The organism is Mycobacterium genavense ATCC 51234 (assembly GCF_000526915.1).
In the GTDB taxonomy this organism is placed as follows: domain Bacteria; phylum Actinomycetota; class Actinomycetes; order Mycobacteriales; family Mycobacteriaceae; genus Mycobacterium; species Mycobacterium genavense.
Window position 1 is genome coordinate 100,488 of sequence record NZ_JAGZ01000003.1, and the last position, 12,332, is coordinate 112,819.

General features: G+C 64.4%; 11 protein-coding genes and 2 pseudogenes. 7 read left to right on the forward strand and 6 right to left on the reverse strand.

Features of this window, described 5'->3' with window-relative positions:
• Nucleotides 1–54: 54 nt before the first annotated feature.
• Nucleotides 55–1,458, reverse strand: a complete 1,404-nt coding sequence (locus T428_RS0108190; protein WP_025736091.1) for a mechanosensitive ion channel domain-containing protein — start codon at nt 1,456–1,458, stop codon at nt 55–57.
• The gene (locus T428_RS26560; protein ID WP_051465166.1) at nt 1,455–3,593 is read right to left on the reverse strand and encodes an adenylate/guanylate cyclase domain-containing protein; all 2,139 of its coding nucleotides are present in this window, start codon (nt 3,591–3,593) and stop codon (nt 1,455–1,457) included. The genes T428_RS0108190 and T428_RS26560 overlap by 4 nt, the downstream gene beginning before the upstream one ends.
• A 184-nt stretch (nt 3,594–3,777) precedes the next feature.
• On the opposite strand from T428_RS26560, the pseudogene T428_RS26565 reads away from it, so the two are divergent.
• Nucleotides 3,778–4,655 (forward strand): annotated as a pseudogene (locus T428_RS26565) (ribokinase).
• A 228-nt stretch (nt 4,656–4,883) separates the two neighbouring features.
• Here T428_RS26565 and T428_RS0108210 read toward each other — a convergent pair.
• The gene (locus T428_RS0108210) at nt 4,884–5,702 is read right to left on the reverse strand and encodes a GntR family transcriptional regulator (RefSeq protein ID WP_025736092.1); all 819 of its coding nucleotides are present in this window, start codon (nt 5,700–5,702) and stop codon (nt 4,884–4,886) included.
• Between T428_RS0108210 and T428_RS0108215 the strand changes: the two are divergent.
• Both T428_RS0108215 and T428_RS0108220 read left to right on the forward strand, forming a co-directional pair.
• Nucleotides 5,688–5,945 (forward strand): annotated as a pseudogene (locus tag T428_RS0108215) (MmgE/PrpD family protein); the annotation flags it as partial. The gene T428_RS0108210 and the pseudogene T428_RS0108215 sit on opposite strands and share 15 nt — an antisense overlap.
• Before the next feature lie 144 nt (nt 5,946–6,089).
• Nucleotides 6,090–6,497 (forward strand): hypothetical protein, encoded by a 408-nt coding sequence (locus T428_RS0108220; RefSeq protein ID WP_025736094.1) that lies wholly within the window; start codon nt 6,090–6,092, stop codon nt 6,495–6,497.
• Nucleotides 6,498–6,583: 86 nt separating this feature from the next.
• Here T428_RS0108220 and T428_RS0108225 read toward each other — a convergent pair whose 3' ends face one another.
• Nucleotides 6,584–8,626 carry an NAD(+) synthase gene (locus T428_RS0108225; RefSeq protein ID WP_025736095.1) on the reverse strand — a complete coding sequence of 681 codons (2,043 nt, stop codon included), beginning with the start codon at nt 8,624–8,626 and terminating at the stop codon, nt 6,584–6,586.
• A 58-nt stretch (nt 8,627–8,684) separates the two neighbouring features.
• Here T428_RS0108225 and T428_RS0108230 point away from each other — a divergent pair, with 58 nt between their 5' ends.
• Nucleotides 8,685–9,227 (forward strand): cysteine hydrolase family protein, encoded by a 543-nt coding sequence (locus tag T428_RS0108230; RefSeq protein WP_025736096.1) that lies wholly within the window; start codon nt 8,685–8,687, stop codon nt 9,225–9,227.
• Between the two features lie 244 nt (nt 9,228–9,471).
• Here the strand turns inward: T428_RS0108230 and T428_RS33510 are convergent, their stop codons facing one another.
• Nucleotides 9,472–9,702 carry a hypothetical protein gene (locus T428_RS33510; protein ID WP_156942897.1) on the reverse strand — a complete coding sequence of 77 codons (231 nt, stop codon included), beginning with the start codon at nt 9,700–9,702 and terminating at the stop codon, nt 9,472–9,474.
• Between T428_RS33510 and T428_RS31005 the strand changes: the two genes are divergently transcribed.
• Together T428_RS31005 and T428_RS0108240 are read left to right on the forward strand one after the other, a co-directional pair.
• Nucleotides 9,688–10,497: a hypothetical protein gene (locus T428_RS31005; RefSeq protein WP_156942898.1), complete on the forward strand. Its 810-nt coding sequence runs from the start codon at nt 9,688–9,690 to the stop codon at nt 10,495–10,497. The two genes, T428_RS33510 and T428_RS31005, sit on opposite strands and share 15 nt — an antisense overlap.
• Before the next feature lie 415 nt (nt 10,498–10,912).
• Nucleotides 10,913–11,308 (forward strand): hypothetical protein, encoded by a 396-nt coding sequence (locus T428_RS0108240; RefSeq protein ID WP_025736098.1) that lies wholly within the window; start codon nt 10,913–10,915, stop codon nt 11,306–11,308.
• A gap of 208 nt (nt 11,309–11,516) precedes the next feature.
• Here the strand turns inward: T428_RS0108240 and T428_RS0108250 are convergent, their stop codons facing one another.
• Nucleotides 11,517–11,711: a hypothetical protein gene (locus tag T428_RS0108250; protein ID WP_025736099.1), complete on the reverse strand. Its 195-nt coding sequence runs from the start codon at nt 11,709–11,711 to the stop codon at nt 11,517–11,519.
• A gap of 139 nt (nt 11,712–11,850) precedes the next feature.
• On the opposite strand from T428_RS0108250, the gene T428_RS31840 reads away from it, so the two are divergent.
• A complete protein-coding gene (locus T428_RS31840) occupies nt 11,851–12,330 on the forward strand; it encodes a CHAP domain-containing protein (protein ID WP_084298676.1) in 480 nt (159 codons plus the stop codon).
• Nucleotides 12,331–12,332: the final 2 nt, after the last annotated feature.

The following is a 12,332-nucleotide window of genomic DNA, read 5'->3' on the forward strand; positions in this document are numbered from 1 at the left end:
CCAGGGTATCGGGCCTGAGCCGGCCAGGTAAGGCGGCCTGGGTGCGGGTCAGGCTCACCCGACGCGTTCACCCCGCGCGGCTTGCCGCACTCTCTGCTGCCGCTCCTCGAGGATGTTGCCAAAGTCCTGCAGCAGCAACGGTTCCCGCTTCACGAGATGCTCGAGGTGCTCGCGATCGATGATCAACGCGGTGACCTCTTCCAATGCATAGGCGCTGGCGAGATTCGGTTGCCGGGTCAGCGCGGTCAGCCCCAGGAACGAGCCCGCCTCCAGCGTGCTGATCGGCACCACCGATCCGTCCTCGGCCGTCGCCATCATCTGCACCCGCCCGGCGATCAGGAACGTCATCCCCGCCGGCACCTGCCCGGCGTACTCGACGATCTCCTCGGCGCCGTAGAGGACCACGCGCGCCGAGGAGTGCAGCGCCTGCTGGTCGGCGACGCCGAGCCGCAACGCCGGCGCCACCACGGTCTGCAACGCGTCTTCGACCCGTTCCCTGGTCGAGTAGTCGTCGTCGGCGTCGTCGAGGTGGAGTTCTTCCCGCCGTGCGGCGTACCAGATCCAGCGCAGAAAGGTCGAGCGGGCGCTGCCGTCGTCGGCGGGCGAGTTCAGCCCGATGCTGGTGACGTACTCGCCCTTGCCGACCGGAACCGAACGCGGAACGCTGCCCGCCTGCAGTTGCGGCAGCTCGCCCGCGACACGGTTCAGCATCGCGCAGACCCGGTCGGGCGGGTCGGCGACGGCGAACTGCGTCTTGATCGACAGCTTGTGGGAACCGGGCGGACGACTGAGATTCGTGAACGAGGTACTGGCCAGCATCGAGTTTGGCACGACCCGGATTCCGCTGCCGATTTGGATGTGTACGGCGCGCCAGTTCACCTCGACGACGCGGCCGCGCTCGTTGGACGAATCCAGCCAGTCGTCGATGCGGAAGGGCTGCTCGAACAACATGAACAGGCCCGACACGATCTGGCCGACGGAGTTCTGCAGCATCAAGCCCAACACGACCGAGGTCACGCCCAGCGCGGTGAACAGACCTCCGACCCGCACACCCCAGACGGCGGACAAGATGACGGCCAGGCCGATACCGATCAGCGCGAACCGGGCGACATCGAGGAAGATCGTGGGCAGTCGTTTGCGCCAGCTGTCTTGGGGGGCGCCCTCGAATACGGTCGCGTTGAGCCCGGACAGCAACATGACCAGCACCAAAAAGCCGAACACTGTCGAAAGGATGCGCACCAAACCGTCTGCGGCCGAGACTTGCGCGGCGTTGACCAGCAGCAGCAACAGCGCGCCCAGGGGCAACACGAAGTTGCGCAGCAGACCGACCTGTTTGGCCAGGCGATTGTTCCGGCGAAGCAGCGCGTGGTGCAGCTCGGTGATCACGATCAGCGTGAACGGGAATCCGACCGCTACGCCGACTGCCCAGTAGAACCACGACGAGTAGAATGCGTTCATTGCCGCTCCGACAACCGATAGATCGCCTGATCCGATCCGCCGACCGAGATCGTGCCGGCGGGCGTGAATTGCCGGACATCCCGCATCGCCTCGTACACCCGAGAGGTGACATAGATACCGGGTTGCGGTGCGCCACTGTGCATTTGGTAAGCCAGGCTGACCGCGCCGCCCCACATGTCGAAGACGAGACCCGATCGGCCCACCAGTCCGCTGACCACGTTGCCGGTGTTGATGCCGACCCGCAGCTTCAGCTCGTGCGAGGTTTGTCTGTTGAACCGATCGATGATCTGCCGCATCTCCAGCGCGAAGTCGAGGCTTCGGTGGATGCTGTCCAATCGTGGCGTGACCACTCCGCAGCTGGCGAGGTAACCGTTGTGGAAGGTGCGAATCCGTTCGATGCCCATCGCTTCGGCCGCCGCATCGAATTGACGGAACAGCTCGTCGACGATGCCGACCAGTTCGTCGCCGGAGAGATCGACCGAAATCTCGTCCAGCCCAACGATATCGGCGTAGATGATAGCCACGTCTTGGTGCTTTTGTGCAATGGTCTCCTGGCCCTCGCGATAGCGTTGCGCGACCGACTCCGGAATCAACGCCAGCAACAGCCGGTCGTTTTCTTTCCGCTGCTCATTGAGCAGCTCGTCCTTGATCGCCAGATTCCGGCTCATCTCGTTGAAAGCCATAGTGAGGTCCCCGATTTCGTCGCGCGACATGACCGGGATGTTGACCTCGTAGTCACCGGAGCTGATCTTCTGAGTACCCGCCTGGAGCCGCCGGACTGGCCGCAGCATGATCTGGGCAAGCACCATCGAGGCGACGCACACGATGAAGATCATCGACGCGACACCGATCACCAGTGTTTTGCTGAATCTGCCGAGCCGCGCGAAAGCATCGGAATCGTCACGCGTCACCAGAATCGACCAATGCAGATCCGAGTCCGGCACCGTAAACGGGGCGTAGGCCTCCATCTCGTTGTTGCCGGTGTAATCGGTGGCGGTGACGGTGCCCAACTGCCCGCGCTGGGCAGCACGAAGGCCCGGGGTTTGTACCGGCTGCACCAGAATCGTGGTGCCCAACTTGACCGCCATGTCCGCGACGTCGGGCCGCGTTCCGGCGGCGACGGCTTCCTTACGATATTCCGCCGGGTCCTCAAGAAATAGCCGGGAATCGGAGCGCATCAAGCCGTCGGGGCCCACCAGATAGGACTCGGTCGACGGGCCCATGCCGGCGGCGTTCCACTGCTTCTCCGCGGTCATGATCCGGTTGATTTTCGGAGTCGGCACCGGCCACGCCATGACGCCGTCGATCCGGCCGTTCATGCCGATCGGTGACACCACCCAACCGGTGGGGGCGTCCAGTGCCGGTTGATAGGTCTGGAAGTCGGTGATCCAGACGAAGTCGACATCGTTGGAGCGTAACGCCTTTTGGAATGCATCGCGCAGATTGGACTCGCGATACGGGCCGGTCAGAATGTTGGTGCCGAGGTCGGGTCCCTTGGCCGCCGAATAGACGACATTGCCCTGCATGTCCATCAACAGCAGATCCCGGTACTCGAACCGGGTGACGATGCCACGCATATAAAAGTCGAATCGGGCGTTGGCCACCGACCATGCACTGCCGTCGCCCGCATCCACGACAGGCGAATCGTCACCGCCCGGCCGCGGCGCCGCGGTGTAGTTCGCCTGAAGGTATTTCTGCGCGTTGGAACTAGGCAGCACCGCATTGATATCGACCGTTTCGCCGGTGATCCGTTTGATCGGTTTGATCATGCTGTTGTCGTAGTAGTTGACGAGCGCCTGTTGCTGGGCGGGGCTGATCGTCGCGTTGCCCAACTGATTGAAGCCGTTGCCAAACGCCTCCATTGCCTGCACGATGCTGAACCCGCCGCTGTAGACGAGTAGCGAATTCGTGATCTGCTTGAACAGCGTGTGCAACTGCCGCTTCTGCGATTCGCGTAACTCGATCAGCCGCTCGGCCACGACCTGCCGCAGCGCAGTACGACCGGTGACCGCCCCGATCAGGCCGACCACCGAAACGGAAAAAATGCTGCAGATCAGCAGCTTGGATTGGATGCCTACCCGGAAACGTCGGCGGCGAAACCGTTGACTTTTCCGACGTTCACCCGTTGACGTCATTGCCTCCTAAACCGGGGCGGATTCGGCGTCGGTCACCTCGCTCGATCCCACGCACGTCCCCTTTCCATAAGGCGATTGCAGCGCTGCTAACACAGCAGACTAGCGCGCGGACATCACAAAATCGGCGTTTGCGCCCCGCCGCCGAATCCGAAAACACCGGCAACGTGGGACTAACGTTGAAGAAATGACACGGGTCTGTGTCGTCGGCAGCGTGAACATGGACATCACCTGCGACGTCGCCGCCCTTCCCCGGCCGGGCGAGACGGTGCTCGCGTCGTCACTGCGCTACGCACCGGGCGGCAAAGGTGGCAACCAGGCGGTGGCCGCAGCACGCGCGGGGCACGGGTGCAGTTCGTCGGCGCGGTCGGCGACGACGCGGCCGCCGAACCGCTGCGGACACACCTGTTGGTCAACGGCGTCGGGCTGGACGCGACGGCAGCCGTGCCCGGCCCCAGTGGTACGACGATCGTCGTGGTCGACGCCGGCGCGGAGAACACCATCGTGGTGGCGCCCGGGGCCAACGGGCAGCTGACGCTGAGCAGCGCCGCCAGCCGCGCGCTCGCCGACTGCGACGTGCTGTTGACTCAGTTGGAGATTCCGCTCGCCACCGCGGTGGCCGCAGCACGCGAGGCCAAAGCGGCCGGCGCGGCCGTCATCGTCAATGCCTCGCCGAGCCACCACGAGCGAAACGCGCTGACCGAACTGGTGGACCTTGCCGACGTCGTGATCACCAACGAGGCCGAAGCCAACGAATTGCCTTGGCGTCCAGCTCATTTGGTAACGACTCTGGGCTCCCGCGGTGCCCGCTACGTCAGTCCGGACGACGAGCTCTGGATCCCGGCGCCAGAGGTCAACCCGGTGGACACCACCGGCGCCGGCGACGTCTTCGCGGGAGTGCTGGCGGCGCATTGGCCGCGCGACCCGGGGTCACGAGCACGGCGACTGGTCACACTGCAGCGAGCCTGCACCGCGGCCGCGCTGTCGACACTGGTGCCCGGGGCCGGTGACTGCGCACCGCATCGCGACGCCATCGACGCGGCAATGCCCGACCCCGCACGATGAGCGCCGCCGTTGTCGCCCTGGTGCTCTTCGGCGTCTTCGGCGCGCTCGGATTCGGTTGGCACAGTTGGCTGCAACGCCGGCGCACCGGGTCCGCCGGATCACGGGTGGGGTAATGCACTGGATGGCCGGGGCCGGCTTCGTGCTGGCACTTGCCGCGAGCCCACGGCGACGCGTATCGGGCCCATAGGCTACCGTCGGTCGATTCGTCCCGGGTGTCGGGCCAATTGGCTAGCGCGGGTCCCGGCGCACGTCGTGAGCGATCGCCAGGCCGTCGCCCGTCTCCAGCTCCACGGCCGATTGACTCATCAGCACGCGACTGCGGTTCGGCGACAACAGAATCGACAGGTAGTGATGCGGGCGGTCCGCCACGAACGCAAGGCGGTTGACCCGCAGCAGCGCGGTGCCGATCGCGGTGTCGAGGAGGTGGGCGTAGCGTGGGCCGGCAATCTCGGCGGTGATCTCGTGCCGCAGCCGGTGCACCACTACCCCGGCATCCGACAGCAGCTCGTAGAGCGGCTTGCGCCGCAACGCGCGCTCGGCTAGCTTGTCCGCCAATTCGTTTGGCAGCCACGCCTCGGTGACCATCAATGGCTCACCGGTTCGCCGCTGGCGCCGCACCCGCCCGATGTGCAGCAGCTCGTCGGACGTCTCGAGCGCGTCGGCGACGGCACGCGGCGGGCGGCGGTGCGCGTCAAGCTCGAGCACGTCGACCTCCGTCTCGAACTGAGCCTGCCGCAACCCGTCCATGTACGAGCCGCCCGCCACCGGCAGATCGGCCGGGGCGTACTCTCGCACGAACGAACCGACGCCCTGCCGGCGCTCGATGTATCCCTGCTCTGCCAGGGCGGCCAGCGCGCGGCGAACGGTGATGCGCGAGACGCCGAACTGATCGCACAGCGTCTGCTCGGTGGGCAACGCGTCGCCGGGTGCCAGCACGCCGCGGTCGATCTCGTCGTGCAGCACCAAAAACAGTTGTCGATGCAGTGGCACCCCGGCGCCGGCGGACACCGGACCGCCTTCGGCATTGGCCCCCTGCATGCTCGCCATGCTTCCACACCACCGCCCTTGCGCTCGCCCGGGCGCCTGGCGACCTGGGTCGCCGAGCTCACCCTTGACGACGTCCCACCGGAGGCGTCCGCCCGGGCGAAATATCTCCTGCTCGACGGGCTGGGCTGCGCTTTGGTCGGCGCCCAGCTGCCGTGGTCGCGCATCGCCACCGCCGCGGTCCTCGGGCTGGAGGGCGCCGGTGACACCGTCGTCATCGGCACCGGCAAGACCACCGCGGCACCTTGACCGCCACCTACGAGCGCTAGGCGCGGCAGGCGCCCGTACACCCCCTGACCTGCGGTTGGCAGTAACTGGCAGCGCCTGACGTCGATCTGGCAGCGCGTTGCGAGCAACGTCGGTGACATCCACCAACGAGAAGGGAACATTATGTCCGCCACCACCGTTGACCGCGCCGGCACTCGCGACGGTCTGCTGCGCCTGGCAATGCGCGCCGACGCCGCCATCACCGGCCTGGTCGGCCTAGCCGGCGTCCCGCTGGCCGGTTACCTGGCCTCGACGTCCGGCACCACGAAAGCATTCGAGTACTGCATGGCCGCGTTCTTTGTCACCTACGGCGCGCTGGTGCTCTGGTTGGCCTCGCTGCCGTCTGTGCGCCGCGCGGGCATGGCCGTCGTGTTGGGCAACCTGCTCTACACCGTAACCGCCGTGGTCCTGGTACTCGCCGATGTCTTCCCGCTGACCGCCACCGGTGTGGTGCTCACCCTGGGTTCCGGCATCTACACGCTGTTCTTCGCCGAGCTGCAATACCAGGGCTGGCGCCGCACGAAGGCATAACCTCACCGCTCGTTCGCCAGCGTATGCGCACTGCGACAACCGGGCCCTTGGATTCGCAGTGCACTTACGCTCGCGGTAACCGGGCGCTAGTCCTCGGGCACCTCGCGGTCGATCTCGTCGAGCCAGATGCGCGCCGACATATCCGACGGGGCGCGCCAGTCGCCGCGCGGCGACAGCGCGCCCCCGTGAGAAACTTTGGGGCCGTTGGGCAATGCCGAGCGTTTGAACTGACTGAACGAGTAGAACCGTTGCACGAAGACCTGCAGCCAGTGCCGGATCTCCTTGATCGAATAGGACGGTCGTTTGTCCTCGGGGAATCCGGCCGGCCAGGTGCCCTGATCGGGATCGCTCCACGCATGCCAGGCCAGGAACGCGATCTTCGACGGCCGGAATCCGAAGCGTAACACGTGAAACAGCGAAAAGTCTTGCAAGGCATACGGTCCGACCTTCGCCTCGCTGCTCTGCAGCTGCTCTTCCTCGCCGGTCGGAATCAGTTCGGGGGTGATTTCGGTGTCGAGCACCGAAAGCAACACGTCGGTGACGTCCGACTCGAACTGCCCCGACGCGACGACCCAGCGAATCAGGTGCTGGATCAGCGTCTTGGGCACCCCGCCGTTGACGTTGTAGTGCGACATCTGGTCGCCGACACCGTAGGTCGACCAACCCAGGCCGAGCTCGGACAGATCGCCGGTGCCCAGCACGATCCCGCCGCGTTGGTTGGCCAGCCGGAACAGGTAGTCGGTGCGCAGGCCGGCCTGGACGTTCTCGAAGGTGACGTCGTAGACCTTCTCGCCGCGGGAGAAGGGATGGTCCATCTCCATGAGCATCAGGGCCGCGGTGTCGCGGATGTCGATCTCGGCGAAGGTGACACCGAGCGCGCGGCACAGCTCGATTGCGTTGCGCTTGGTGCGCTCACCGGTCGCGAAACCGGGCAGGGTGAACGCCAGAATGTCGCTGCGCGGCCGCTTTTCGCGGTCCATCGCACGCGCGGCGACGATCAGGGCATGCGTCGAATCCAGCCCGCCGGAGATCCCGATGACGACCTTGGGGTAGTTCAGCGCACGCAACCGCTGCTCGAGCCCGGAGACCTGGATGTTATAGGCCTCATAGCAATCCTGTTCCAGCCGTTGCGGATCGGCGGGGACGAACGGGAAACGCTCGATCGTTCGCCGGAGTCCGATGTCACCGCCGGGCGGGTCGAGCCGAAACTCGATGCGCCGGAACGACTCCACCGACGGCCGATGATGGCGCCGGTTGTCGTCGAATGTGCCCATCCGTACCCGCTCGGCGCGCAGCAGCCCCGTGTCGACGTCGGCCACCGATCGGCGCTCCCCCTTGGGGAACCGTTCGGATTCGGCCAGCAGCACCCCATTTTCGAAGATCATGGTCTGCCCGTCCCAGGCCAGGTCGGTCGTCGACTCGCCCTCGCCGGCGGCGGCATAGACATAGGCGGCCAGGCACCGCGACGACGCCGAACGGGCCAGCAGGCGGCGGTCCTCGGCCCGCCCGATCGTGATCGGGCTACCGGACAGGTTCGCCAGCACCGTCGCGCCGGCTAGGGCCGCTTCCGCGCTGGGCGGAATCGGCACCCACATGTCCTCGCAGATTTCGACGTGCAGCACGAAATCGGGGAAATCGGATGCGGAGAACAGCAGATCGGGGCCGAACGGTGCGTCGACGTCGCCGATGCGGATGATGCCATGCTCGTCGTCGCCGGGCGCGATCTGGCGGTGCTCGTAGAACTCGCGATAGGTGGGCAGGTACGACTTGGGTGCCACCCCGAGTACCGCGCCGCGGTGGATGACGACGGCGGTGTTGTAGATGCGCTGCCGATACCGCAACGGCGCACCCACCACCAGGATGGGCAACAACTCGGTGGACGCCGCGACGATGTCGGCCAGCGCGGCTTCCACGTCCTCGAGCAGCAGGTCCTGCAAGACGATGTCCTCGATGGAGTACCCGCACAGCGTCAATTCGGGGAAGACGGCCACTGCGACGCCGTCGTCGTGACAGTCGCGGGCCAGTCGCAACACCGAGGCAGCATTGGCCGCCGGATCGCCGAGCGTGGCGTTGTGTGTGCACGCCGCGACCCGGACAAAGCCCTGGCTGTAGCTGTTGTAAAAGTCCATCGCCCTTCCATTGTCCCGCAACCGGTGTCAACAAGTATTCGCCGGGTATCACACCTGCATGAGTAAAACCGCTGTGCTGGTGGTCGACATGATGAATAGCTATAAGCATCCCGACGCCGAAGTACTGATACCCAATGTCGGCAACATCATCGCCCACATGCCCTTGCCGATCTGGTTCGCCGCGCGCGAAGCCGACGGCGTGGACCTAATCTATGTCAACGACAACTACGGCGATTTTTCCGCCGAGTTCGGTGACCTGGTGGAAGCGGCATGCAACGGCAAACGTCCCGACCTGGTGAAACCGATCGTGCCGAGGAAAGACAGCCGGATGCTGACCAAGGTGCGGCACAGCGCGTTCTATTCGACGCCGCTGGCCTATCTCCTCAATCGTCTCGAGACCGAGCGGCTGATCCTGACCGGGCAGGTTACCGAGCAGTGCATCTTGTACAGCGCGCTCGACGCGTACGTGCGCCATCTACAGGTGGTGATCCCCACCGTCGCCGTCGCACACATCGACGAGGAACTCGGCGCCGCGGCGCTGAAGATGATGGAACGCAACATGTCCGCCGAGCTGACGACGGCGGCGGACTGCATCGGGTGATGATGTCCCCGTCAGAAACTCTTGTGTTACAAGGGAATTAGGCTAAGAGAACCAAGGCGACGCCTGCCGCAGCTTGCAATGACGCTGCATGCGTGAGTGACTAGCTTCTTCCGGTGTGAGCTCTACACTTATCGAGGTGGTGGATGCGCTCCGGGTCAATGGTGAAGGGCTGCAGGTTCTCGCAGCGCATTGCGACGTAGTTTCGCAGAGTTTGCTAGCAGCGACTGCGCGTCCCAAGGTGGGGCTACCTGTCCAGGCAACTTCTGTCGCCGTTGGATCGGCATATTCGGCCGTCGACGAGGTAGCCGCTGCCTTGGCGGGCGTTGCCCAGGCACGCGCAGTCAAAGCCGCGGCAGCAGGTGCTGAGTTTGGTGCCACCGACCGCGCCGGCGCACAAGACGTTGCCGTACTCGGGCAGGTGTGACCGGTAGTCGGAGTCGTCGGCGTGGGGGTGCCGAGCTTGTCCGAGATTCAAGCTTGGGACGTTGCGCACCTGCAGAAGGCCGCCAGCGACTGGACGGCGACTGGCGAGCATTGGGAGACGTCTTTCTCGACCATTCATCGGGCTTCCATATCGCCGGGCGGGACGGTCTGGGTAGGTGCCGCTGCCGAGGCGACCCAGGAACGCGCCTTCGCTGATCTCGTGACGGTTCGCGGCCTGGCCGATGTCCTGCACGAATCCACGGCGATAGCGCGCCGAGGTGCCGAGACTCTCTCGTCCGCCAAGCAGAGTGTGCTGGATGCCGTCAGGGACGCCAGCGCCGCCGGATATGTAGTGGGCGAAGACCTGTCGGTGACACCGTCACGCGGCGGTACTGCAGAGCAGGTCCAAGCGCAGGTTTATGCCACCCGAATTCAACAGCGCGCTGTGCAGCTAGCCGCCCATGATCAAGAGATCGCCGCCAGAATCACGGCCGCCATCGCGCCCCTTAACACGGTGCCTTTCGCCGAACCGGCCGCAGGGCCGCACGACGGCAAGCCGACAATTCATCCCGTCGATCTGCACACGTTCAAAGATGCTCCGAATCCAGAACCCGAACCTCCCCCGGGCGGTTGGAGCAGCGATCCGTTGATGCGAGCTGCCCAAAAGATTGCCTATGGCCACGCGAGCGCGCCCGACGGACACTTAGGCCAGTTTCCCGGGATGACTAAGGACCAGCTTGCCAAGCTAATACACGACATGTTCACCGGCGATCAGAAGGACTTGATCGTTGGCCGGGCTAGAGACGGTGCGCCGGTGCTGTACGACCCAAAAACAATGTGGTCGTGATCCGTGATCCGGGAGGCCTCGACTGCGGAACAGTTTTTAAGCCAGACAACGGAATCGGGTACGTGTTAGGCGACGAGGCTAACCGCCCAAAGATTGTCGCCCGCGAACCATCGATTCCGCCGGGACAACTTTCGGATGGTCAAGTCCCGAAACCCATCGAGCCTTCACGGACTGTCCCAACCGAATCCGCCCTCCTCCGCACCCAGATCCCCAGTTGAAGTGCAACCCGCACCCAGGCCACAAGCACCGGCAGTCAAGGAAGGGCCGGTAATTGCGGGCGGACCCGGAGCACCCTTTGGGCCAACCTTGGCGCCACCCCCGCACTGGCATGGGCCGCATGTACTTGGCGATGCTGCAGACGAACCGTGGGAAGACGACCACCATTGATCTCCGAACACGCAGTTAGGCTGACACTATGACCACGACGGAGCTCATCGACATCGAGCTGACCGACGATGAGCGCGACCTACTTTCCCACGGGCTCAATGAATACGGCGGGTCGATTCAGTACAAGCCGATTCTGACTCGAGCCCTTGGTCTGCCAGACCGTGCCAGCTTCGAAGCGCTTCTCGACCGTCTCAGGAGAGCCATTGGCCGGAAGGAACCTCTGTCCAAGGTTGACTGGGCCCGCGCGGTCTTTCTCACCGAAGTGTCGTGGGCTAGCAACCTGGTTGGCTCCGGCCTGGACTTCAGAACTAACTTTCACGACGACGAAGCGGCTCCGTTGATGCGCGCCATCCAGCGCAAGGTCGGTCTTTATGGCGTCGGAGGAAGTCTGCTAATACCTGAGCACGCTGACCCGGAAGGATAGTCACGCCGGGCGTCGCGGCGACGACCGAGAATATCCGTGCTAGATGTACATTTCGAGCGAGATCACCAGCGTCCTAGCCGGTGTCAACATATCGACGTAGTGGTGACCCCTGCCAGCATGCTGACTCATGCCTGTCAACAACTCGCTAAGTTCAAGCGCCTTGCCGCTGTCGAGGCGCCACATCACTGTGTCGTTCTCATCATGGAACTCAATGTTCTGAACCGCTGCTCTCGATGAGGAAATGGTTAGTCGTTCCATCAAGTTCGAGCCGCGACGGACCCTCTTTCACCGCAAGAGTCAGCGCTGCGAGAAAGGCATTCAACCCGGCGGCATCTAAGGCCAACAACACCGCGTCGTCGCCGAAGTAGAAGCCCTCAGCGAGGCTTGCACGAACCAGGGTCATGTCTCCATGGTTCCTCAGCCGCGTCAGCGTGGCCCCTCAGACGACTGACGTAACGAATGCCGATCACGCGGCGATAACGGAAAGGTAACGGGCCGGTGCAGCGATTTCAGCGAGGTGCAACGGATGAAGACGAACGGGATTGTCGCCGCCCTCGCCGTGGGCACCGCGCTCTCACTGGGACCATCACTGGCGACGGCACCGGCTAACGGAGATCCGGCAACGGCCATCGGCCGCGCCACCGACCACAACCCACTCGGCGCCGACTACGAGGGCTACTGCACTTGGGGGGCAAGAACAGATACACGCCCACACCGGCTACTACGTCAGGGCGCTCACGGGCGATGCCGAAATCTGGGCGAACCAAGCTCGAGCGGCGGGCTGGACGGTGGTGGACAACCCGCAACCACACTCGGTCGCCGTCTTCAGCAGCTCGCTTGTCGGGGGCGTCGGACACGTCGCCTGGGTCGACGCCGTCAATGGCAACACCATCACGATCACCGAAATGAACAGCGGTTATGGGGCCAACGCGTCAAATGGCTACAGCACCACGGGTTTTCACGAATTCGACACGCGCACGCTTAAAGCTGGCCGCGGAATCAGCTACATTTTGATCCCCTGATC